This is a genomic window from Companilactobacillus keshanensis, assembly GCF_003946205.1.
Classification (GTDB): Bacteria; Bacillota; Bacilli; order Lactobacillales; family Lactobacillaceae; genus Companilactobacillus; species Companilactobacillus keshanensis.
The window spans coordinates 1-23,413 of record NZ_RHOS01000011.1 but is presented as its reverse complement, the minus strand read 5'-3'; the positions used below and the strand labels follow the sequence as shown (position 1 = coordinate 23,413).

22 protein-coding genes are annotated in these 23,413 nt (G+C 35.9%); 17 read left to right on the top strand and 5 right to left on the bottom strand.

From position 1 onward, the window contains the following. The first annotated feature begins 1 nt into the window (after position 1). The 6 genes from EKM64_RS07220 (at position 2) to EKM64_RS07195 (ending at position 4,498) form a co-directional block, all read left to right on the top strand. The gene (locus EKM64_RS07220; protein ID WP_125677099.1) at positions 2-1,003 is read left to right on the top strand and encodes an aminoglycoside phosphotransferase family protein; all 1,002 of its coding nucleotides are present in this window, start codon (positions 2-4) and stop codon (positions 1,001-1,003) included. After that, positions 1,000-1,629: a TIGR04282 family arsenosugar biosynthesis glycosyltransferase gene (locus EKM64_RS07215; RefSeq protein ID WP_164505321.1), complete on the top strand. Its 630-nt coding sequence runs from the start codon at positions 1,000-1,002 to the stop codon at positions 1,627-1,629. Before EKM64_RS07220 ends, EKM64_RS07215 begins: the two co-directional genes overlap by 4 nt. Continuing rightward, a complete protein-coding gene (locus tag EKM64_RS07210; RefSeq protein WP_125677095.1) occupies positions 1,629-2,492 on the top strand; it encodes a nucleoside hydrolase in 864 nt (287 codons plus the stop codon). The genes EKM64_RS07215 and EKM64_RS07210 overlap by 1 nt, the downstream gene beginning before the upstream one ends. Before the next feature lie 9 nt (positions 2,493-2,501). Further along, on the top strand, positions 2,502-2,921 hold the full coding sequence (locus EKM64_RS07205) for a hypothetical protein (RefSeq protein ID WP_125677093.1): 420 nt from the start codon (positions 2,502-2,504) through the stop codon (positions 2,919-2,921). A 1-nt stretch (position 2,922) separates the two neighbouring features. Further along, entirely contained in the window at positions 2,923-3,234 is a 312-nt protein-coding gene (locus EKM64_RS07200) for a rhodanese-like domain-containing protein (protein ID WP_125677091.1), read from the top strand. Between the two features lie 319 nt (positions 3,235-3,553). Next, the gene (locus tag EKM64_RS07195; RefSeq protein WP_125677089.1) at positions 3,554-4,498 is read left to right on the top strand and encodes a zinc-binding dehydrogenase; all 945 of its coding nucleotides are present in this window, start codon (positions 3,554-3,556) and stop codon (positions 4,496-4,498) included. Between the two features lie 54 nt (positions 4,499-4,552). On the opposite strand, the gene EKM64_RS07190 is transcribed toward EKM64_RS07195, so the two are convergent. Further along, positions 4,553-5,155: a YitT family protein gene (locus tag EKM64_RS07190; RefSeq protein ID WP_125677087.1), complete on the bottom strand. Its 603-nt coding sequence runs from the start codon at positions 5,153-5,155 to the stop codon at positions 4,553-4,555. Between the two features lie 223 nt (positions 5,156-5,378). Between EKM64_RS07190 and EKM64_RS07185 the strand changes: the two genes are divergently transcribed. The 9 genes from EKM64_RS07185 (at position 5,379) to EKM64_RS07145 (ending at position 12,849) form a co-directional block, all read left to right on the top strand. Next, a complete protein-coding gene (locus tag EKM64_RS07185) occupies positions 5,379-6,071 on the top strand; it encodes a DPBB and LysM peptidoglycan-binding domain-containing protein (RefSeq protein ID WP_125677085.1) in 693 nt (230 codons plus the stop codon). 164 nt (positions 6,072-6,235) lie between these two features. Further along, complete coding sequence (locus EKM64_RS07180; protein WP_125677083.1) at positions 6,236-7,147, top strand: hypothetical protein; 912 nt, start codon at positions 6,236-6,238, stop codon at positions 7,145-7,147. A gap of 151 nt (positions 7,148-7,298) precedes the next feature. Then, positions 7,299-7,766, top strand: a complete 468-nt coding sequence (locus tag EKM64_RS07175; RefSeq protein ID WP_125677081.1) for a hypothetical protein — start codon at positions 7,299-7,301, stop codon at positions 7,764-7,766. A 550-nt stretch (positions 7,767-8,316) separates the two neighbouring features. Then, complete coding sequence (locus EKM64_RS07170) at positions 8,317-9,132, top strand: MetQ/NlpA family ABC transporter substrate-binding protein (protein WP_125677079.1); 816 nt, start codon at positions 8,317-8,319, stop codon at positions 9,130-9,132. A 12-nt stretch (positions 9,133-9,144) separates the two neighbouring features. Further along, positions 9,145-9,978 carry a MetQ/NlpA family ABC transporter substrate-binding protein gene (locus tag EKM64_RS07165; RefSeq protein ID WP_125677077.1) on the top strand — a complete coding sequence of 278 codons (834 nt, stop codon included), beginning with the start codon at positions 9,145-9,147 and terminating at the stop codon, positions 9,976-9,978. A gap of 52 nt (positions 9,979-10,030) precedes the next feature. Beyond that, complete coding sequence (locus tag EKM64_RS07160; RefSeq protein WP_377769733.1) at positions 10,031-11,074, top strand: methionine ABC transporter ATP-binding protein; 1,044 nt, start codon at positions 10,031-10,033, stop codon at positions 11,072-11,074. Positions 11,075-11,076: 2 nt separating this feature from the next. Beyond that, positions 11,077-11,766 carry a methionine ABC transporter permease gene (locus tag EKM64_RS07155; RefSeq protein ID WP_125677072.1) on the top strand — a complete coding sequence of 230 codons (690 nt, stop codon included), beginning with the start codon at positions 11,077-11,079 and terminating at the stop codon, positions 11,764-11,766. A gap of 699 nt (positions 11,767-12,465) precedes the next feature. Next, positions 12,466-12,651 (top strand): PspC domain-containing protein, encoded by a 186-nt coding sequence (locus EKM64_RS07150; protein WP_125677070.1) that lies wholly within the window; start codon positions 12,466-12,468, stop codon positions 12,649-12,651. 9 nt (positions 12,652-12,660) lie between these two features. After that, positions 12,661-12,849 (top strand): PspC domain-containing protein, encoded by a 189-nt coding sequence (locus EKM64_RS07145; protein WP_125677068.1) that lies wholly within the window; start codon positions 12,661-12,663, stop codon positions 12,847-12,849. Between the two features lie 53 nt (positions 12,850-12,902). Here the strand turns inward: EKM64_RS07145 and EKM64_RS07140 are convergent, their stop codons facing one another. Together EKM64_RS07140 and EKM64_RS07135 are read right to left on the bottom strand one after the other, a co-directional pair. Continuing rightward, a complete protein-coding gene (locus EKM64_RS07140; protein ID WP_125677066.1) occupies positions 12,903-13,259 on the bottom strand; it encodes a bacteriocin immunity protein in 357 nt (118 codons plus the stop codon). Between the two features lie 80 nt (positions 13,260-13,339). Further along, on the bottom strand, positions 13,340-13,918 hold the full coding sequence (locus tag EKM64_RS07135) for a TetR/AcrR family transcriptional regulator (protein WP_125677063.1): 579 nt from the start codon (positions 13,916-13,918) through the stop codon (positions 13,340-13,342). A 295-nt stretch (positions 13,919-14,213) separates the two neighbouring features. Here EKM64_RS07135 and EKM64_RS07130 point away from each other — a divergent pair, with 295 nt between their 5' ends. After that, positions 14,214-17,240 carry an MMPL family transporter gene (locus EKM64_RS07130; RefSeq protein WP_125677061.1) on the top strand — a complete coding sequence of 1,009 codons (3,027 nt, stop codon included), beginning with the start codon at positions 14,214-14,216 and terminating at the stop codon, positions 17,238-17,240. Between the two features lie 42 nt (positions 17,241-17,282). Here EKM64_RS07130 and EKM64_RS07125 read toward each other — a convergent pair whose 3' ends face one another. Further along, positions 17,283-18,905: an APC family permease gene (locus EKM64_RS07125; protein WP_125677060.1), complete on the bottom strand. Its 1,623-nt coding sequence runs from the start codon at positions 18,903-18,905 to the stop codon at positions 17,283-17,285. 251 nt (positions 18,906-19,156) lie between these two features. Then, the gene (gene coaBC / locus EKM64_RS07120; protein WP_125677058.1) at positions 19,157-20,359 is read right to left on the bottom strand and encodes a bifunctional phosphopantothenoylcysteine decarboxylase/phosphopantothenate--cysteine ligase CoaBC; all 1,203 of its coding nucleotides are present in this window, start codon (positions 20,357-20,359) and stop codon (positions 19,157-19,159) included. 372 nt (positions 20,360-20,731) lie between these two features. Here coaBC and EKM64_RS07115 point away from each other — a divergent pair, with 372 nt between their 5' ends. After that, on the top strand, positions 20,732-23,326 hold the full coding sequence (locus tag EKM64_RS07115) for a glycoside hydrolase family 3 protein (RefSeq protein ID WP_125677055.1): 2,595 nt from the start codon (positions 20,732-20,734) through the stop codon (positions 23,324-23,326). Positions 23,327-23,413: the final 87 nt, after the last annotated feature.

The following is a 23,413-nucleotide window of genomic DNA, read 5'->3' as shown; positions in this document are numbered from 1 at the left end:
AGTGGCACAAGATATTTTAAAAAAAATTCAAACCTATCTCGAACAGAATGATATTTTAAAAAAACTAAATTTAGCCGATTTAAAAGATATTTCTTTTTTAGCACAAGGTGAATATAATCGTAATTTCTTGATTGTTGATAAAAATAATCAAAAAGTTGTTTTTAGGATCAATTACGGTTCACAGATCAACGTTAAACAACAGGCTCGTTATGAATATCAAGCATTAAAGATACTCGAACCTAGTCGTCATACGCCTGAGCCACTTTGGTTAGACGATTCTGAGAGCTTCTTCGATCACGATATTTTGATGGAGAAGTTTTTACCAGGGGAGCCACTTGTTTATCATCGTGACTTGAGCCGAGCGGCACAGATATTTGCTTCGATCCACAATTTAAAGTTGGAAGATTCTGCTTATGATCAGCTGATAGTTGAAAATAGTATTTGTTCAGATCGCTTGCATGAAGCTTGGCAATTGTTGAAGCCAATCAAGAAGAATCAAAAGCTTGTGCCAGAGAGCGCTCAGATTTTGACTGATCTCTATGATTGGTGCCAGGATCATAATGCTGATGAACATTTCATCGGGCAAAATGAATGTTTGGTCAATACTGAGGTAAATTCTAATAATTTTTTGATCACGTCTGATTATGGCTATCTGATCGACTGGGAAAAGCCAGTTATCAGTAATGCCGTACAAGATTTAACACAATTTATGTCTGATACGACGACTTTGTGGAGAACTGATGAAAAATTATCGGATGAACAAATAACCGGATTTTTGACCGAATATGCGATTTTGACAAAACAGCCGCTGGATAAAATTGAAGAGAATATTAGGATTTATATGCCATTTTTATTGTTGCGTGCTTTGTCATGGTGTGGGATGCTGATCAGCACCTACGATGACAAGCCAATTCAAAATGAAGAGATATATAATCGCTGTCAAATGTACTTGAAACCAGATTTTGCTTTACCATTATTACAAAAATATGGGGTGATCCTTTGATTGAAGATGCATACATCATTTTTTCTAAAATACCAGAAGCCGGATACGTTAAGACGAGATTGGAACCTGACCTTTCAGCTATTGAGGCTTCCAATATTCAAAGTCTAATGTTGGATAAATTATTCCGAGTTAGTCGACAAGTTAAGGCTTCAACAGATATCTTTTTAGCTTATCAAGGGCATGATGATGCAGTTACGGCCGAGTTTTTGGATAACGTACCAGATTGGATCCATTGTTTTCCACAAGTAGATGGAAGCCTGGGTCTTAAAATGAGTAGAGCTATCGAAGTTGTGCAAAATCAAGGATATAAACGGGTCATTCTGACTGGTAGTGATATCCCACAACTTACTTCCAATGCAATTGCGGATGCCAAGAATGAACTGCTTGATCATGATGTTGTCTTAGGACCATCGTATGACGGTGGTTATTACATGTTTGGTGCCGGCCAATTGTCAGTTGAAGAGTTTTTGGATGCTGATATTTCATGGAGTACGGCTAGTGTTTTGGATACTACCATCAAACTTTTGCAAGATGAAGGTAAAACAGTCAAATTATTACCTAAGTTATTGGATGTGGACTTTAAAGCTGATTTAGATAAAAATATCGAGTTTATAAAGGAAAATTAATGAAATTAATCTATGATTGTGATAATACGATCGGACTGCACGGCAAAGATGTCGATGACGGTTTGACCTTGCTCTATCTCTATCAACAGGCTAATGTGGAATTACTGGGAGTCACATTGACCTTTGGTAACGGAACGGTTGAACAAGTGGTTCAACAGACTAACAAACTTAAAGAACTCTTTTCACTAGATGTGAAAACCTATCAGGGTAAAGAGAAGTATGACTCTGACAAGACTCATTCACCAGCAGCTGAATTTTTAGCTAAAACTGTTAAGAGTGATCCTAATGAAGTCACAATTCTTGCTACCGGAAGTTTGAATAATTTGTTAGAAGCAGCAGAGATCGAACCAGACTTCTTTGATCTAGTCAAAGAAATCGTCGTAATGGGCGGACGCTTTGGTCAAATGTATATCAATAAAACGGCCGTTACGGAATTGAATTTTTCAATTTCAGATAAAGCTGCGTACGCGGTGGTTAACAGTAATGCTAAATTAACAGTTTCCAGTGGCCAATATATTGCTGGCGCTTTATTCAGTTATGACGATCTTGCTGCTATTAAAGATTCTGATGAAGAAAAATTCATTTGGTTGAAGAAGGTCATTAAAGACTGGATCGACTATACCAAGGGTATTTGGGATGTCGACGGTTTTATTAATTGGGATGGTATCACGGCTTTTTCTTTACTTGATCCTGAGGAATTTGTCTTCAAGAATACAAGGTTAAGAACCAGTGCTACCGATATGGAAACAGGTTTGATCGAAGAAACTGATCTTCCTGATAAAAGACCAGCTAGAGTTTTAACTGAGATCAAAGATTTATCAAAACTAAATTCAATGTTGGTTGCGACATTAGATAAATATTAAGGTGTTTGTATGAAAAAAATAGTAAGTGGATTTTTGTATGGCTTAGCTATGGTTTTGCAAGTTATACTATTATGGCTACCAACTGAATTTCAAGAACTCTACGATACACATCTGGGATTTATGAGGCAGATATTGTTCATGAATGAAACATATCCTGTCAGTATCACTCGTTGGATATTTTGGGTTTTGATGATAGCTGTGGTGGTTTGCTTTATTGAACTTACAAGAAATAGCCGACCAAAAAAAGTTTTTCCATATATTATGGAACTCTGGATCGTTTTGATAACTGGATTATCTACCTTCGGTATTTTGCACATCGGAAGCACAGATCCACTCTATTATTACGACTTAATGTGTTTTAGTGTCGTAGCGCTAATTAATTTGTTACTAGTATTTAAGATAAGAAAATCAATCAAAAGGGGTTTTTAAAATGTCAATTTTTACAAAAATAGATAATATCTCGATCGATGACTTTCATAAATTATTACCAGAACATCCTAATGTTATCGACGTTCGTTTTCCTGAAGAATACGAGGCTGGACATATTCCTGGGGCTATTAATGTTCCTTATAAGACTATCAAGCATTTTGAACCTAAAGGTAAAACATATATTATGTGCCATTCAGGAGTTAACAGCGTTAAATCTGCTAAAAAGTTAACTGCTAAAGGTTATGATGTTGTTAATATTGAAGGCGGAATGATCAAGTGGACTTACGACGTTAATAAGGGTAAAGAAGCATAATTAAAAAATAACCCTATAAATCCAATTTTGGATTTATAGGGTATTTTTCTAGTCTTGTCTTTGATACTGTAGACAAACCAGATCCAATGTAGCTTTATTGGTGAAGTTCTCATCTAATTTTTATAGATAAATAAAGATATTCTTGGTGTCATGATTCGTATCAGTTCGAGCAGAAACCTTCTTTTGGTTGAATTGATTTTTTGATCATAAAAGATCAAAATACGACGTGTTGTCCCAGACAGGGCTGTAAATTTTTGAATCGTTACACATTATATTATGTTCATTGATAGAACGAATGAAAGACTAAAGGAGAAATATTATGAGAGCAGTTGTAATTGATAAGCCAGGTGATTCTAGTGTTATGAATATTGTGGAAAGACCTATTCCTGAGGCTGATACTGATCATTCAGTAATGCGTATTCACGCCTTTGGCGCTCATAGATATGAAGTATTGACTCGTGAAGGCGGGTCACCTTCAGTTAAATTTCCACGCGTCATTGGCGTAGAAGCTGTTGGTGAAATATATAAAGTATCAGATAATAGTAAGTTAAAAGTCGGCCAAAAAGTTATCACGATGATGGGTGGATTTGGTCGTGAAGTAGATGGAAGCTATCAAGAATATGCTTTGGTCTCTGATGATAATTTGTATCCGGTTGATTATAAAGGTGATTGGTTAACGCTTGCTCAATACCCAGAAAACTTTTACACAGCCCTTGGTTCACTCAAGTCACTTTCATTAAAGTATGGGCAGACGTTATTAATACGTGGCGGTACCAGTGCTGTTGGTTTGGCTACGATTCAATTAGCCAAGACAATGGGGATCAAGGTCACTGCCACAACTAGGCGTGAGAAAATGGTACAAGCATTACTACATTGTGGAGCTGACGATGTGGTTATTGATTGTGACAATGAGTTGAAGACTGATAAAGATTTTGATGGAATAATTGATATGGTTGGAACAGTTACTTTAACCAATTCAATCATGCACTTAAATCAAGGTGGGGTGGTTTCACTGATTGGATTACTTGCCGGCGAATGGATCGTGGAGAACTTTAATCCTTTCACTTTAGCTGGAAAGTATCTCACCTGCTTTGATTCAACTGATGTCCATCAAGAGTGGATAGACGAAATGTTTAAATTGATCCAAAAGCATGATTTGAAGATCCCAATTGCACGTGTATTCAAATTAGACGATATTAGGGAAGCACACGATTATGTAATGGAGAGTCGTGATATCGGTCAAGTCATTGTCGATAATGATTAATATAGTAGAAACAAAAATGGAGTTGATCATTTGATCAACTCCATTTCTTTATTATTAAGCATCAGCATACTTGTCTTCAATTACAGTAACTAGTTTGATCGCGGCACTGGAGATCCCGACCGACATAAGAGCTAAGAAGAATGATATGAAACCTGTTAAGGCGATATTACCGAAACAGACTAGACCGTCGATCACGAACAGACTAATATATTTATCAATTCCGAAGTTCTTATGGATAATCATCGGTGGAACAGTCGTGCCACCACTGGACATATCGAGCGTATAAAGTATCGCCACACCGACTCCGAAAATTACACTTCCCACTATTATAGCAATCAGTCTATTTCCGGGGATGATATTATAAACCGGCGTGAGATACAACAGGACTGGCAACATAAAACTACCGAAGATCAATTTGATAGTTGTCATTTTTTCTAAATGGAAATAAGAGAAGATAAGCATGATGATGTTGATAATGAAAACGGATATTGCAGTGGGAATCGACCAGCCTTCGTATAACAAGATAGCAATTCCGGTCGCGCCACCCGCGGCAACTTTATTTGGTTCAAAAAACATATTCAAACTGAAGGCTATCAGCTCCAGGGCAATGAACATGATGAATATTTTCGCGATAATTCTCATTTTTTTATTCGTCATACTTAAAAATATACCATAGTATATAATTCCAGACAACAAATACAATTGCCTTCATATCAGTGATTACAGCTATTATTATTGCAATAATGTTACTAAGGTTACAAAAATGGTCGAAATTGTAACCCTGTGTTGGTGGCTATGTAACATTAGCCTGCTAATATAGGTGTCGTTAAGTTGAAAGCAACAAATTATAAATATTAAATATAAGGATGTAAATAAATTTATGAAAAAATTATTATCAGTCGTACTATTAAGTTCAGTAGCACTAACAGCAATTGGAGTAACATCAAATACAGTTGACGCCGCAACAACAGTTGACAGTACACACGTTAAAGTTGAATCTGGTGACTCATATAAGAGTATTGCAGAAGCAAATGGTGTTTCAATTTCAGCACTAGAACAAGCTAACAATAAAGATGTCGGTGGATTTGATTTGATTTTCCCTGGCGAAACAATCACTTTACCATCAGCTACATCAAATACAGCAACAACAGATACAACAACACAAGCAGCCACAGATACAACAGCTGCTGCAAATACTAATACTCAAGCAACAACAGATACTGCCACTACACAGTCTGCAACGACACAAGCAAGTACAGATACAACAGCTTCAGCACAATCAAGCACTTCAACTGCAACAACTGGTACTTCACAAGGAACCTTCAAGATCAGTTTCTATGATCCAGCCGTATTAGGCTCAAATATGGGTTATAGCGGTGTTGCTGCTAACCTTTCAGTATTCCCTAAGGGAACACAACTTAAGATCACACTATCAGATGGTACAGTAATGTATAGAACAGTTAATGATACAGGTACATTTGCTAATACTAATTCACAACAATTAGACGTTGCTATGCCAAGTTCATCGATCCCTTCATATGGTGTTACAACAGCTACAGTTGAAATTGTTTAATAGATTAAATTAATGAGAACTCCGAAAGGGGTTCTTTTTTGTTTTTCCTAAGTATAATAATCGTTACCATATTATAAAATATGTATTATTTTACGTAAAAATTATATTAATAACCTTTTTTCAGTAGTAAAGTAGTATTTGGAAATAAGGGAGGTAGAACAACCGTGGGGAAGAAATTCTGGGGAATAATTATTGCTGTGATGTTAATGATAGTAGGTACGGCCTGTTCAAATCAGACTAATAAAACTGTAACTAAGTCTAACGCTCAACACGATAAATCGACATATTATCAGGATCTATCTAAATCGGATAGAGGGAATCTTGATTTTACTTTTAAAGCCGTGGAAGACGACTCGACAAGCAGTACTGATACGAATTATATCGTTGATATGACAATGAAGAACAAAAACACTAAGGATATCAAATTAGATCTGTCGAAATTCTTTATGTTGAATCCGTATGATAAAGATACCAAAGTAACTTCAAGTAAAAAGCAAACCATTACACTTAAGTCTGGACAAAAGAAGACCGTCAAACAAATCTTTGAAAATGTACCCAAAGATGTTATTGACGGTCAAGGAGCCTATTATTATTTGAACAAAAACTATCGATTAGCTTATATCTATAATTCAACCAATAATAAAGGTGCCGTATCGAATAATTTAAATGATAGTACAGCTAAAAAATTCAATAAGAAACAAGCTGAAAAAGATAATGAACCAAGTACCACTGACGAATCCACTACTGATACGTCAACTACGACTGATAATGGTAGACAACAAAGTAATACACAGAATAGTAGTGCATCAAATAATATTATTAATACCTCTCGCCAGGCAATTGGATTATTTAAACATATGTATGCGATGGGAGCAAGAGGTGATATTGTTGCTGATCCAGTAAGTGGTGGATTCTATGTACATACTACGGAGGGTTCAGATATGAGTGCCACTATATATTATGATGGTAGCGTTTCATATTCTAATGGAGATCAGGATTCTTATGATCAAGTATCAGGAACCACCTATAATGCTACCAATCCTGATGGAGCTTCCTATGATCCAGATAACTATTAAAAAAATAAACTTTGAAAGTGATTCAGTTGGCTTATATAGAATTAATCTTAATTTAGGTGAATCAGGATATTATCTTTCTTAAATTTCTAAAGGCGTGTTAAAAAGATTAACACAATTTTTTTGTGACTAAATTCAACGGGGGAATCTAAATATGTTTTGGGTATACAGTATAGGACTGTGGTTTTTATTACTTGCGATAGTATTCGTAGTATATGTTTATTACAACGATAATCCCAATTTTAAAAAAATAATGACTTCAACAATTATTTTGGCAGTATTTGTGGGGGTTAAGACGCAATTTATTTTAAATAGGTCAAATGTAGTTGGTAATGAGTATTATTCCACAAATGAGTCGAGGTATAAAGTTCGTATTTTAAGTGGAAATGAAGTATCAGTAAATTTTGGTGATGAATATGATGATTCTAATTTTGTGACTATGTACTACTCAAAGCATGGTGACGAATTGGTTATCGATCAAGACGATGTTTACGATAATTATAAGAATTTTATTACTGGCGTGAAGATCAAATTAACTGATGATAATAAGAAGGCTCGCATTATTTATTCTTTAGGTAATAAGGAGACCGATAAAGGGGACACTTTAACTTTAAAGAAGTAATGTATTTTTATTTTAATAAAGTAAATTTACTGCAGTGAAAAATTTGTATATTTTAATTTTAATATAAAATGATGAAACCTTGTTATAATAGAGATAGACAACTTTAAAATGATTATATTTGATATAATGAATAATTGTAAGGTTAACTATTTCTAATAAATCAGTTGACATTTTAATCCATAGATTGTATTATCTTGTCAACGATTAATAAATCAATAACTTCAAACAAAGAGATCAGGGGAAGTAATTTATAGTTATTTGCACAGAAAGCCTCGGCTGTTGAGAAGAGGACGAATAACTTAAATGAAAATGACCTGTGATTGGTACTCTGAGTCCTAATGGATAAAGATGTAATGGTTGGTACCCTTTACAGTACACGCACATAGATTTCTGTGTGTTGTGGAGAAAATAGGTGTAAATCTATTTTAAATTAGAATGGTACCGCGATAAGTCGCTTCTAAAACATCAATTGATGTTTTACAGGAGTGGCTTTTTTTGTTTCTGTTAATGATTTATTAACAATAATTACAATATGGGTGGGGATAAGAAGATGAAGTTCAAGAAAGTTTTGTTATTGATTTTCACAGCAGTATTTGTTTTCGTATTAGCAGGTTGTGGCAATCAAAATAAAGATACAACCGTTAAAGTGGGAATTAATAACTCTGATACAGAGATTTGGAAAGTTGTTAAAAAGAAGGTCAAAAAAGAAGGAATCGATCTTAAAGTTGTTGAGTTTAGTGATTACAATCAACCAAATACAGCACTGGCTCAAGGCGAAATTGATATGAATGCTTATCAACATAGATATTTTCTAAATTCTTGGAACAAATCACATCACACAGACATCGTTCCAATCGGCGATACCGTAATTCAACCAATGGCTGCTTTTTCACACAAAATCACTAACCTGAATCAATTAAAGAATGGTGCAAAAGTTGCTATTCCAAATGATGCTTCCAATGAAGGTCGTGCACTACAATTATTAGAATCGGCCGGTATCATCAAGCTAGATGATAGTGTAAAGATGCCTTCAACTAAGAATATTAAAGAAAATAAGTTGAATCTTAAGTTTACACCGTTAGATGCAGCTCAAACAGCCCGTTCACTAGATGATGTAGACGTAGCCATTGTTAACGGAAACGTTGCTAGTGATGCTAAATTAGATCCTAATAAAGTAATTTATACAGAAAAGGTCAATGCTAAATCCAAACCATGGATCAATATCATTGCCGCAAATAAAAAGGATAAAGATAATAAAGATTATAAAAAGGTTGTAAAGGCATTCCAAACTAAAGCCGTTGCTAAAGAAATCAAGAAGGTTTATGGAGGAAGCGCCATTCCAGCTTGGAATAATGATCTTAAATAGGGGGATTTTAATATGAAGAAGTTAAATAAACTAACTAAGGTTTTATTACTAGCAATTTCATTTTTCTCAATTTTTGCATTAGTAGGTTGTGGACAACAAAAGGATTCGACTAACAAGACAGTTAAAATTGGTATCTACGGATCAGATGATCGTGTATGGAAACCGATCGTCAGCAAGTTGAAGAAACAAGGTATTACATTAAAGATCGTTGAATTCAATGATTACAATACTCCAAATAAGGCTTTGGAATCAGGTGAACTAGATGTCAATGCTTTCCAAAACTACCACTTCATGAATGATTGGAACAAAGCCAATAAAGGCGATATCGTTTCAATCGGTGACACATATATTGCACCATTGAGAGTTTATTCTAAGTCCTTAAAGAGCATCAGTGAATTAAAGGACGGCGCAAAAGTTGCTATTCCAAGTGATTCAACTAACGAGGATCGTGGATTAAGAGTTCTCCAACAAGCCGGGCTTATCAAGCTTAAAGGCTCATCATCAAAGCTTCTTACTACTAAAGATGTAACTGAAAATCCTAAGCATTTGGACATAACACCATTAGATGCAGCCCAAACAGCTCATTCACTTACTGATGTAGCAATTGCCGTTGTTAATAACGATGTGGCCCAAGATGCTAAATTGAAACCAAGCTCAGCTATTTATAAGGAAAAGATAACTAAAGAATCAAAACCTTACGTAAATATTGTCGCTACGACAAAGAAGAACAAAGATAACAAGACTTATAAGAAAGTTGTAAAGGCTTACCAAACAGAAGCTACTGCTAAGAAGATCAAAGAAGTTTATAATGGATCAACGTATGCTGCATGGAACTACAAGTTCTAACACAATTCTTATAATCTAAGTGAGGAGTAATTTAATGGTAGAAAAAGGCGGAATAATACAGCTTAAAAATATTGACGTTACTTTCCATAATGAAGGAAAAACAATCGAAGCTGTTAAAAATGTATCCATTAACGTAAATAAAGGCGACATCTTTGGTGTTATTGGTTATTCCGGCGCAGGAAAAAGTACTTTAGTACGAGTTATCAATTTATTACAAAAGCCTACATCTGGTGAAGTTATTGTTAACGATAAAAGTTTGACTAAACTCAGTGTCAAAGATTTACGTAAAGAACGTAAGAATATCGGTATGATCTTCCAGCATTTCAACTTGATGCGTTCACTGACAGTTTTTGGTAACGTAGATTTTCCGTTGCGTGATTCCAAGTTATCAAAACAGGAACGTAAGGAAAAAGTGGATAAACTATTGAAGCTGGTTGGTTTGGACGATCGTTCTAATAATTACCCTTCACAATTATCCGGTGGTCAAAAACAACGTGTTGCGATTGCCCGTGCTTTAGCAAGTGATCCTGAAATTCTAATTTCTGATGAAGCTACTAGTGCCTTGGATCCTAAGACAACAACTGAAATACTAAAATTGTTGGGTCGTTTGAATAAGGAATTAGGCATTACGATTGTCATCATTACTCATGAAATGGATGCTATCAAACAGATATGTAATCGAGTAGCCGTAATGGAAGATGGAGCCTTGATCGAGGAGGGCGATTTATTAACGATCTTTGGTAGTCCTAAGAAGAAATTAACTAAAGACTTCGTTGATACGTCGACTCAAATCAGTTCTGTTCTTGATGAGATCAAGGAAAGCGGTATTGCTGGATCGATCTCTGGTCGTCTAGTTGAATTGAATTATATTGGTAATGTAACTAATGAACCATTAGTTGTCGGTTTGTATAAGAAGTTTGACGTTGAGGCCAATATTCTCTTTAGTAATATTGAAAGATTGCAAGGAACTACCGTTGGTATCATGCTGTTTGCCTTAACTGGGGATGAAGATAAAGTTAGTGAAGCAATTAAATATTTGAACGGTTTGAATGTTAATGTTAAAGAGATCGATATTGCAGAAAGCGAGGAGGCTTAACCGTGACTAATTTTATTAATACATATCTTCCTAATGTTGTGGCAAACTGGGAAGGTGATAATGGTTTCGTGGTTGCTATTTGGCAAACACTATATATGACTTTTGTCAGTGCCATATTCGCTGGTATCTTTGGTATTATTCTCGGTATTTTGTTAGTAGTAACGACTGATGACGGAATTACTCCACACAAAACTTTTTACAATGTTTTGGACAAGTTAGTTAACCTGTTTCGTTCGATTCCTTTCGTTATTTTACTAGCCGTAATTGGACCCTTTACAAAGTTGATTGTTGGTCAAACAATCGGACCAAAAGGTGCCTTGGTACCATTGATCATTGGTACAGCACCATTCTTTGCTAGACAAGTTCAATTGGCTTTAGTTGAAGTTGATCATGGTGTGATCGAAGCTGCGGAAGCAATGGGATTGTCACCAATAAAGATCATTTTTAGAGTTTATCTAAAAGAAGGACTTCCAGAATTGATCCGTTCAGGAACTTTCACAACTATCAGTTTGATTGGTTTAACTGCCATGGCTGGTGCTGTTGGTGGTGGTGGTCTAGGTAATATGGCCATCGCTGTTGGCTATCAACGATTCGAAAATGATGTAACTATCGTCTCAATGATTTTCATTTTGATATTAGTTTTCGTTATCCAAGGAATCGGTGATCTGCTAGTTCGTAAATTAGAACACTAATTGCTTTTTGGTAGGTCCTCTCCAGGACTGAGAATATTCACCTGCTATGCGGACCGGGTCGAGCCAAGGTCTCTACCCTCGGTTTGAAGCCTTGCGTCTCCAAACTCGCCCGATGCCGTAATGGCTGAAGCCATTACGGCATTTTCATAGATGGTAAATATTCCCAGTCCTTACGACTGGGTTGGTGTTTAAAATAATTATACAAAGTGAACCCTTTAGTTTGGATGTGAAATTCAAATTAAGGGGTTTTTTATTGCCGTATTCAATTTATCATTTACAGTAATGGCAAAATATATAAAAAATAAAACGGAAAGATCCCGGTGATATACCGAGAACTTTCCGTTCAAAAATGATGCAATTATTGTCTAAATTTAAGTGTTCATACGGTTTTTCTTTACTATTAGTATGGATTATTTCAAAAGCAAAATGAGTCGGAAGAGATAAGAATATTCGCCAGCAGTGAGAGTAGAGCATTACACCACCAGGCGAGTTTGGAGACTTACCCTTTGTGGTAAGGCTTCAAATCGAGGGACGAGACTTTGGCTCGGACCGGTCTACACAGCAGGTGAATATTTTTATCCCTGTAGATGGCAACTAAAAAAGTTATCTTACAAAATTGTAAGCTATTTGTAAGCGTCATGAATGTACTTAGAACGCGAAATCTATTATATTATTAATAAAGAAAAGGGGAAATTATTTATGCATATTCCAATTAAGAGATCAAGAAATAATAGAATTATTGCAGGAGTTATCGGTGGTATTGCTGAACATTATGGTTGGAATGCCGCAATTGCTCGTGTACTATGGGTTATCATTGCTTTAACTCCACTTCCAGGGATTATTGCGTATCTAGTTCTATGGATGTTAATGGAAAGTCCAGAATAGGAGATAATTATGCATATTCCAATTAAAAGATCGAGAACGAATCAAATTTTTGGCGGTGTCATCGCTGGTCTGTGTGAACATTATGACTGGGACCCAGCCATTGGACGTATCCTATATGTTTTATTGACGTTAACCCCAGTTTTCCCTGGAGTAATTGTTTATTTGTTACTTTGGATGTTGATGGAAACCCCATATTAAATTTTAAAAATGCCTGTATTTGATAACTCAAATACAGGCATTTTATATTGTTATTAATTGTGACGTGGCATTTGTTCCGTAAAACTATAAAATTGTGACTTATCCGAGAAATCAGCCATGTATTGACCATTAAGACCGGCTTTTTGACCAAAGGTACCAAGATCAATGATGATATTTTCTTCGGGTTTTAGAAAATGAATCTTACCTCTCATAGACACGCTGCGAATGTAATTGATCATTCTTATAACTAATGTTTCAGGATGTTTTTTTTCGTCAATTTTTTTCTCAACTTGGCCCAAAACATCGATGATATCCAGTAATTCTGGTGATTGATTATCATAGTTCAATAATCCCTTAGTGAGAGCCTCGATTGCAGTTTTTACTTCTGAGCTCGTTGTTAATGTTGACATAATTATTCTCCTATAAGTTTACGATAAATATGATTTCAAAATTTTTAATAATTTTAGTACTTAATTTGCAATAAATCAACTCACTTAAAATCACCATTCAACAATGACGTGAGGTATTTGTCTGCGGTTTTAATATTAATATTTGGCTGTTCAAACAAAGACCATTCGAGTACAGCAATGATCAAATCGCTATAAAAGCGAGCTAACAATTTAGCTGGTACGGTTATTTGTTCATTGGTTGAACAGTAATTATAGATTAAAATATTTGCTTCTTGGCGTAAATATCCTGACATGCTGCGCCATAGATTGGAATTGACGCCGTTGTTTTTAATAACATTTTTGACTAAATCTTGATGACGAGAGAAGAAATCCAATAGTAAATTAAAAATACTGATTATTCCTTCTTCTTCATCAGAGTCATTTGGAATTTTAGATAAGATATCTTTTCCAATGTATGACCAAAAATATTGTAGTAGATCGTATTTATCATCAAAATAATTATAGAAAGTTGCACGTGGATATTCACTCTTTTTACAAATATCGTTGACGGTTATCTTATCAAATTCTTTTTCGCTTAAAGCTTCAAACATCGCTATGCGAAAGGCTTTGAGTGTGCGCTTTGCCCCTAATGTCAAGTGCTGAGTTACATCAATTTTCATTATTTGTTTCACCCTATATCAATAAATCCGAATAATTTGACTTTAACATATGTTTATATTTTTACAAGTGCAAAAATGTAACCGATTTAGATTTTCAATGGATTTTGAATTTTTCATGTTAAATGGGAAATGTTTTTTCACTTTTTTTGCATTATATTGAAAAATGTCTAAAATTTAACAGTTATTTTTGGATTGTCCCTTGCCTATATGTGAAATTAATTTTATTATTAACTTTGTGTTTGACAACTGTCAATTATTTTACACTTGAATTGATTATGGGATTGGGAGTATAGGAATGAAATGGATTACTAAGAAATATACAGCAGCACTTGTTTTATGGGTCATTGTTGTATTGGCAGCAATCTTTGCCATGCCAAATGTTTCTCAGCTTGTTCGTGATAACGGTACTATTACGTTACCAAGTTATACTGAGAGTCAAAAAGCTAAAAAGATTGAAAAAAAAGCTAATGGAAACAAGTCGGTTAGGACATATACGGCTGTCTTTAATGATCGAGATAATACCAAATTATCAAAGAGTCAGTCAGAAGATATCGCCGACAAGTTAAACCAATTACAAAATACAAGTTACCTTAAAATCAGAAAGGTAATGGGTCCGAGCGATAACGCCCAAACTAAGAAACAGTTGATTGCTAAGGACAAGACAACACAATTAGCACAAATCACTGTTAAGAGTAGTGGAGATATCAGCAAACAAGTTGATGAATTACAAAGTCAACTGAAAGTTTCAGGCATAAAAACCTACGTTACGGGTGCCGATGCTTTGAATGATGACTTTACAACCGTTACTGAAAAAGGTCTTCAAAAGACAGAGGTCATCGCAGTCATATTCATCTTTATTGTCTTGATCCTTGTCTTCAGATCACCAATTGTTCCTTTGGTTTCATTGTTGAACGTTGGTGTATCGTTTGTAACATCATTGAGTATCGTAATGAATTTGGCTGAGAAAGCTAATTTTCCAATTTCTAACTTTACTCAAGTATTCTTGGTAGTTGTACTATTCGGAATTGGTACGGATTACAATATCCTACTTTATAACTACTTCAAAGGGGCGCTTGCCAAGGGCTTGCCAGCGGTTGAAGCTGCACATGATGCCCAACGACATGGTGGGCGTACGATCCTTTATAGTGGTATTTCTGTATTGATTGGATTTACCGTTTTGGCATTGGCCAAATTCGAGTTCTATCAAAGTGCGGTTGCGGTTGCAATCGGTGTTCTAGTCTTACTTGCCGTCTTGTTGACATTGAACATGTTCTTTATGGAAACACTTGGTGCAAAGATGTTCTGGCCAAGTAAGGTTACAAGTGGTTCAGGTAAGAGTCGTATCTGGTATGGTTTATCTAGATCAGCTTTAGCTTATCCAGTTGTTATCATTGCCATTGTTGCAGTTGTGGGAATTCCATTCTTGATCAATTCAAATGCAAGTTTGAACTTCAATAATGCAGATGAGGTTCCTGATTCTTACCAAGCTAAACGTGGTTATGAAGTAATTCAAGATCACTTTAGTAAAGGTATGTCTGCCCCTGCAACAGTTTATATTCAAAGTGATTCTAAACTAAATACTCAAGCCAAACTTGCGGCTATTGATGATTTAACACAATACCTCAAGCAAGAACCCGGTGTTAAAACAGTTGCTTCTGCGACTCAACCAGGTGGTGACAAGATTAAGAGTATGTATCTAAAAGATCAATTAGCTACTATAACTAATGGCTTGGATACGTCAACTAAGGGTATTGAACAGATCAAGGCTGGTTTAACATCAGCAAGTAATCAATTACAAGCTGCTAATATTAGTGGAAGTACTGCTCAGGTTCAGGAATTGGCCGATGGTACCAGTGAATTGCAAAGTGGTGCTCAACAATTATCAAGTGGTATTGATGAATACACTAGTGGAGTTTCAAGCGTCAATAGTGGACTTCAAAGTGCCAATAGTTCAATGCCTGCTTTGACAAGTGGAGTTTCTACTCTAACAAGCAGTTCCCAACAATTGACTTCAGGTTTATCTCAACTACAAACTCAAGTCAGTGCTTTATCTTCACAAGCTAGTCAGATCCTTGCCTTGTTAGCAAGTACTGGTCAAGATACTTCAACTGCAGCCGCTGAAATGGGTGCTTTACAAGGTGCAATTAGTCAATTGTCATCCGGTTCAGCTGCCATTTCTGGTGGTATGACACAGTTGCAAGGTCAAGTACCAGCATTGACTTCAGGCATGTCTACTTTAGCTAGTGGTACAAGCACTTTAGCAGCATCAAGTTCTACACTAACTAGTGGAGGTCAAGGTGTTGCTAGTGGAGCTACTACGGTCAATAGTGGTGTTCAACAATTGAATACTCAACTTCAATCAATGGCATCACAAATTACCGAACTTGAAGATGGATTAACCAGTGCAACTGATGGCCTTGATACATTAGCACAAGGTAATACAAGTATGAAATCTTACCTTGACGAAGTTCAGAAGTCATATATTGGAAATGATTTCTATCTTCCAAAGGCTTCAATTCAAAGCTCAGTCTTCAAACCATCTCTAGATGCATATATGGATAAGGATCGTAAGATTGCTGAGTTAACTCTTGTATTCAAGGGTGATCCAAATAGTGAAAAGGTTTCAAAACAATTAAAGACTATTCAATCAGATATGAGGTCTCACTTGAAGCACAGTGCTCTAAAAGATACTAAAGTTGCTGTCGGTGGACAAACATCTGAAAATAATGATCTACGTAAGTTAGCTAATGGAGACTTTGTTCGTACAGCTACCATTATGACAATTGGTATTGGTATTGCTTTGATCGTTGTTACAGAGTCGATCTTGCAACCAATGACAATTATTGGAACATTATTGTTAACATATGAAGCATCGATGGGCATTACACGTTTTGTTTCTCGTGTTGTACTTGGAGATTCAATGTTAAGTTGGAATACACCATTCTTTACCTTTATTATGTTGATGGCCCTAGGGGTTGATTACAGTATCTTCTTGATGGTTCGTTTCAAGGATGAAAAGGAACCTGATCTCAAGGTCAGAATGTTGAATGCGGCTACTGCAATTGGTTCAGTCGTGATCTCAGCTGCCATTATTTTGAGTGGTACTTTCGCGGCCTTGATCCCATCAGGCGTAACTACTTTGATTCAAGTTGCCTTAGGTGTTATCTTTGGATTGATTATCTTAGTAATAGTCCTTCCACTAACGCTTTCATCATTGATCAGTATGACGACTTGGCATGAAAATAGAATTCATCGGGTTGCACAACCTAAAAAAGGTTTTAATGATCGTAAGAAAAAGAAGAAACCAGAAATAACTGAATAATAAGTAAAATAATAGCCTATCGAATTTTCGATAGGCTATTTTTTATATATTTACTTCTTTTAAATCGTGTTGTTTGTGACCACAAATGTATATAAGTGTAACTCCAATAGCTGTTATTAAAATCATTAACCAATTAGAATTTTTAACATGCGTTCCACCGATATATAAATCACCGACAATTGTAACAAGTAATACAATCGAAATGGCGATCCATTGTTTTTGAGTAAAGGCGGAACCCTTGTTACTACGTACTTCACGTTTAGCGAGATAAGGCAGGATAGCACCGAGACCAACTAGAGAGGCTATAGCAACAATGTTAATGATCAATTCATACCACCAAGTGCTGGACATTGAAGGAACATCCTTTGGACCGATTCCAAAGATCGTAGCAGATAAGGTGATTATTAAACACCACCAGCCGATAGCCTGAGCCATTTTGTCATTCTTTATAAAGACATAATCAGAAGGAAATTCACTGTTTCTTTTACGAACTTGAATAAAGGCGAAGAAGACCCAGCAAGTAACACCAGGAGAAATAATACCATTCAGATTAAGCAACCAGTCAAAAACATCTAGCATACTTGGTAAGAAAATTCCTAGCATCATTATGAAAGCGCTTAATCCACATGTCAAAAGATAGCCATTGATCGGTAGACCCGAATCAGTGGTTTTTTGGAGTACTTTAGGGATGTATTTGCTTCCTGTATCTGAAATAAGCATTCTGGTCATTGCATCCAGAAGAACGGCTAATAAGGCGGATAGATAAAGAATTTCAGTAATAGCGAAAATATACATAAAAATGTTACCAAGATGGAAATGTTGACCTAATGCTTGAAAGGCATAGTATGAGCCATTCATTTTGAGATCTGCTGGTAAATGGTAGGCATTGAAAAAGACACTTAACGAGAATGATCCAAAGATCGTTAAAAATCCGGTCATAACCGCCAACATGATCATAGCTTTAGGAAATTCTTTTTGTGGATTGCGCATCTTGGTTATGAACGGTGCAATTGATTCAGCACCGTTGATTCCATAAATCAACAAACCAATAGTTGTTAAATAATGGAAATCAAATTTTGGCATGAGAGCTTTTGCCGTAATGGGTTCAGTTTCAATATGTCCACCCATTGATAACGCTGCAAAAGTCATGATTACGAATAGTACGGCCATGCTGAACATTGCGATACCACCGACTTTACTTAAAAATTCCATTGAGTTTTGAAATTTTGATTGAACATAAATAAAAACGACGAATACCACTAAAGTCAAAAGCGCAAACCCACTGTTTGATAATTGATCTTGTAGATTAGCATTACCCTTGATCAACCAACCGATCCCAATTACGATCGTATTTGCCGTGTCAACGATATAGGGAATGGAGGCTGCCCAGTGTGTCCAGGCTGTCAAATACCCCATAAAGTCACCGTTAGTACCACGTACCCACGATGACAGTCCACCGGTCTCATGATTAAATACCGAGCCCAAATGTCCTACCATCATCGAATATGGCACGACATAGAGTACAATCATCAGAATCCAAGAGACGATGACGCTTAATCCTTGATTCTGAAAGTTGTATATCAAGTCGTCAAATCCGACGACTGTCACGAAACCCATTAATGCTAGTGTGGGCCAGTTAATATATTTTTTACGCGGATCTTCCATAATAGAAGCCCCCAATCACTTAAACAATTTTGTAATACAATGTTTAAACAACTTGTGGTCTCAAATTAGTAACAACATATATTTTTATATCAATTTTTTCAGTAAAAAACAATAGATTTTAGAAAAAAAGATAAAGCTTTTGCAATCGCTTTCATAATTGTGAGAACAGTGTTTATAGACCATCTATAATTACAAACAATTGGTAACAAAAAAATGGCATCTGTGTTTAACAGATGACCACTTATATTTTGTTATTTTACGTTATTTTGATAATATTCCCAGAATTTAGCGGCTACGTCGCTTTTTGACATTAATGGCCATGTTACTGGATCTTTCTCGGGTTGGATAACAGTTATTTCATTAGTATCGACGTTGAATCCTGATCCAGTTTTTGAAACATCATTAGCTAGGATCATATCTACGTTTTTTTCTTTTAATTTCTTTTGAGCATAGGGAATTAAATTTTCGGTTTCGGCTGCAAAACCTACTATGAATTGGTTAGTTTTTTTCTTGGAAATTTCTTTTAAGATGTCAGGATTTTTTTGCAGATTGATCGTATAGATATCTTGATCGTTGTTTTTTTTAATTTTTTGATCAGCTTGATGAACTGGTCTGAAATCAGATACAGCCGCGGCCATTACTAGAACATCATTTATTGGGAAGACTTCTTCTAGTTTCTTTTGCATTTCGATGGCAGTTGAAACGTGAACTTCTTCGATATTTGGTGAGCTGATGGGATCGTGGACAGTGCTTATCAGTGTGACATGTGCGCCCATATCCGCAGCGACATTAGCCAAAGCAATGCCCATTTTTCCGGATGACTTGTTACCGATAAATCTTACTGGGTCAATAGCCTCTTTGGTACCTCCAGCTGTGACGACGACATTTGTACCGGCCAAAACTGGTTTTGTGAAGGTCTTGTAAATTTCGACCATGATATTGGTTAATTCTGGTAGACGTCCTTTGCCAATTTCACCTTCGGCTAAAAATCCTGATGCGGGTTCGATTACGGTCATATCCATTAGATCTAATGTGCGCAGATTCTTTTGGACAGCAGGGTTTTCCCACATGGTTGTATTCATGGCAGGAAAAACGATTTTTGGTGCGGCAGTGGCTAACAAAGTGGTCGTTGCTAAATCGTCGGCGATACCGTTAGCAATTTTCCCGATGATATTTGCTGTGGCCGGCAAAATAATAGCTAAATCTGTCCAGCGTGCTAATTTGATATGAGGAATAAAGTCATCACTACTTGATTGAGCCGAAAAGTTGTCGGTTAAAACTGGTCTTTGACTTAAAGTTGCAAAGGTCAGTGGTGTGACAAATCTTTGAGCGGCTTCTGTCATGACGACTTGGACTTGAGCTTTTGCTTTGACCAATTCTCGAACGACACCAAGTGCCTTGTAAACAGCGATCCCCCCCGAAACATAAAGAGTTACATGTTTATCCTTTAACATAATTTCACCTCAAAAACTTTCTTTATACCATTATACATGTTTTGTTATGTGATAATATTTTTAGTATTAGGAGGTCACTATGTATACTTCGACCATTATTATAATTGTTGCCATTTTATTATTCCTCGTAGGAAACGATCCGCTATTAAAGTTATTTCAAAATGTAGGCTTTAATTTTTGGATGAGTGAAATATTCATCGGTATTATTATTCTTATCGTAGTTTATTTAATCTACAAATTTATTTTGAAGAAGATATTTAGTAAAAAATAAGAGTCTGTCGATATTATTGCCGGCAATGACTCTTTTTTTGTAACTGAGAAGTGTAAAATTGAAAGTAACGGATATATTTCCACCAAAGGAGTAGGAATAAGATGGAAAATACAAATTTAAATAATGAAAGAAACATGCTTCTATCAAAAAATGTGGCTCAAGAAGGAATGGTTTTACTGCAAAATAAACATCATGTTTTGCCTTTGAGCAATAAAACAGTTGCATTGTATGGTAGCGGAGCATTTGCAACTGTTAAGGGTGGTACTGGTTCTGGTGATGTTGATCAAAAGACAATCAGTATTGTTGAAGGACTAGAGAATTATAATTTTAATATCACTACGATGGCGTGGTTGACACGTTTTCAAAGATATTATGAATCAAAAAAGGCTGAATATCAAAAAACTGCTAATATTTTATCGCCAGCTTTTGATATGGATGATCCAGAGATAGATGACTTCAAAGAAGGGACCGTTGGAATTTATGTTATTTCGCGTAGTTCTGGTGAAGGGTATGACCGTAAAGATGAACCGGGTGATTTTCAATTATCAGAAAATGAACTTTCAAATATCAAACGCTTGAGTGAATTTTATGAAAACAGCATTCTTTTATTGAATGTAGGCGGAGTGATCGATACAAGTTTCGTTGATCAATGTCCGTTGTTGGATAGTATTTTATTGATCTCACAACCGGGAATGATGGCAGGAAATGCCGTTACGGAGATATTAGATGGGACTAAAACACCATCTGGTAAGTTGACTGATACTTGGTCTGCCTACCAAGATTATCCTTCAAGCAATGATTTTGGTACTAGAAATCCGGAATATACCGAAGGTATTTACGTTGGATATAGGTACTTTGATAGTTTCAATATTAAACCCAGATACGAATTTGGCTACGGTTTGAGTTATGCTAAATTTGATATTACAACTGAAAAAGTTTCAGTTAACGAGGATCATATTTCATTTAAAGTTGAAGTTAAAAATTATAGTGATAAATTTCAAGGTCAAGAAGTAATTCAAGCATATGTATCTAATCCTCAATCGAATATTCCTACTCCATATCAGGCTCTACGTGTGTATGCTAAAACTAAAGTTCTAAAATGTCATGAATCACAGGAATTGACGCTTAATTTCAAGACTAAAGATCTAGCTGTTTATGATGAACGAAGAGCTGCTTTTGTGTTGGTACCAGGAGTTTATATTCTAAGGATAGGTAACAGCTCTCGTAATTCAACAGTTGTTGGTGAAGTTAAACTAGACCGTGAGACCATTATCAAGTCGGTCGAACACAAAATGCTGCCACAATTTGATCCTACTAGATTAAGAAAAAATGAAGTTAAATTGCGTCGCACCTCTGGTGTTCCACTTTTCTTGTTGAAGTCAGAAAACTTTGAACAAGATGAACCTGTGAAATACCAAAAAAAATCTGATGTGACCACTTATGTTGTCAATAATCGAAACCTTCCGGGTCAATATTTGGATGAAAAGACTGTCGTTAAAGATAAACTGACCGATTTTACGTTGGCTGACGTTTATAATAAAAAAATCTCGATTGAAACCTTTGTTGCAAATTTAACAGATCAAGAATTAGTCGACATCGTCGAAGGTGACCTGGAATCTAGTAATGACAGCATTATCGGTAATGGTTCCAGTTTAGTTAGGGGCGCAGCTGGTCAAACAGTTGATAATAAAAAGCATGGTATCCCAGTAACAGTTAATGCCGACGGACCAGCAGGGTTGCGTTTGGATGCAAAGACCACCGCCTGGCCTATTGGGACATTGTTAGCTCAAACCTGGAATCGTAAATTGATTCAAAAATTAGGATCAGCGATTGGCGATGAAATGGAGCAATTTGGAATAACATTCTGGCTAGCTCCAGGAATGAATATTCATCGAAATCCTTTAGGTGGTCGTAACTTTGAATACTTTTCAGAAGATCCTTTCCTGTCAGGGACAGTTGCCGTCTCTGAGACTAAGGGTGTTCAGAGCCATTCCGGTTTAGGAGTTACGATCAAGCATTTTGTTGGAAATAATCAAGAGAGCTATCGTAATATTGGCAACAGTATCATCGGGGAACAAGCTTTAAGAGAGATTTATTTGAAGAATTTTGAGATTGTTGTTAAAGAAGCTCAACCACTCGCCGCGATGTCGTCATATAATCTGGTCAATAATTATTTTTCGGGAGCTAATTTCGAATTATTGACTAATATCTTGCGTGATGAATGGCATTTTGAGGGCATGGTTATGACTGATTGGTTCAGTGTGGCTGACCCTAAAGAAAGTGTTCATGCCGGTAATGATCTGATCATGCCAGGGGACTCTAAAGATACACTTTTTGCCGCAATAGATGACTTGAAACCAAGATTTAATGGTGATGGAAGCATTGCTACAAAGAAAGTCTTGAATGTGGCCGAAATGAAATTAGATACCGTAGAATTGTGGAATGACTTTATTCCTGACGATGACGGGGATGTTTTGGTCAAGATCAAAATTTCTGATGAAGAAGTTGACGATAAGATCAAAGAACTATTCTTCAATGGAGATGTGCAGGTACTTGACGACAGTCATATCCTGATTCAAGGTAAATGGAAAAATAATAACGATTTGAATTTAGGAGATTTGCAAAAATCAGCAATTCATATCTTAAAAGTTATTATGAAGACTGATAAGTTTAAAAAATTAATTAAGGACAAATAAAAAGAACAAGTGCAATGAACCCCAGTAATTGGAGTTGATTATGAAATTTTACGTCTAATCACTTAAATGTGATTAGGCGTTTTTTGA

Coding starts and splice junctions, on each gene's coding strand:
- EKM64_RS07175 (WP_125677081.1), top strand. CDS start 7,299: ATGTTTTGGGTATACAGTATAGGACTGTGGTTTTTATTACTTGCGATA.
- EKM64_RS07125 (WP_125677060.1), bottom strand. CDS start 18,905: ATGGAAGATCCGCGTAAAAAATATATTAACTGGCCCACACTAGCATTA.
- EKM64_RS07185 (WP_125677085.1), top strand. CDS start 5,379: ATGAAAAAATTATTATCAGTCGTACTATTAAGTTCAGTAGCACTAACA.
- EKM64_RS07195 (WP_125677089.1), top strand. CDS start 3,554: ATGAGAGCAGTTGTAATTGATAAGCCAGGTGATTCTAGTGTTATGAAT.
- EKM64_RS07165 (WP_125677077.1), top strand. CDS start 9,145: ATGAAGAAGTTAAATAAACTAACTAAGGTTTTATTACTAGCAATTTCA.
- EKM64_RS07190 (WP_125677087.1), bottom strand. CDS start 5,155: ATGACGAATAAAAAAATGAGAATTATCGCGAAAATATTCATCATGTTC.
- EKM64_RS07115 (WP_125677055.1), top strand. CDS start 20,732: ATGGAAAATACAAATTTAAATAATGAAAGAAACATGCTTCTATCAAAA.
- EKM64_RS07200 (WP_125677091.1), top strand. CDS start 2,923: ATGTCAATTTTTACAAAAATAGATAATATCTCGATCGATGACTTTCAT.
- EKM64_RS07170 (WP_125677079.1), top strand. CDS start 8,317: ATGAAGTTCAAGAAAGTTTTGTTATTGATTTTCACAGCAGTATTTGTT.
- EKM64_RS07210 (WP_125677095.1), top strand. CDS start 1,629: ATGAAATTAATCTATGATTGTGATAATACGATCGGACTGCACGGCAAA.
- EKM64_RS07205 (WP_125677093.1), top strand. CDS start 2,502: ATGAAAAAAATAGTAAGTGGATTTTTGTATGGCTTAGCTATGGTTTTG.
- EKM64_RS07135 (WP_125677063.1), bottom strand. CDS start 13,918: ATGAAAATTGATGTAACTCAGCACTTGACATTAGGGGCAAAGCGCACA.
- EKM64_RS07145 (WP_125677068.1), top strand. CDS start 12,661: ATGCATATTCCAATTAAAAGATCGAGAACGAATCAAATTTTTGGCGGT.
- EKM64_RS07150 (WP_125677070.1), top strand. CDS start 12,466: ATGCATATTCCAATTAAGAGATCAAGAAATAATAGAATTATTGCAGGA.
- EKM64_RS07130 (WP_125677061.1), top strand. CDS start 14,214: ATGAAATGGATTACTAAGAAATATACAGCAGCACTTGTTTTATGGGTC.
- EKM64_RS07140 (WP_125677066.1), bottom strand. CDS start 13,259: ATGTCAACATTAACAACGAGCTCAGAAGTAAAAACTGCAATCGAGGCT.
- coaBC (WP_125677058.1), bottom strand. CDS start 20,359: ATGTTAAAGGATAAACATGTAACTCTTTATGTTTCGGGGGGGATCGCT.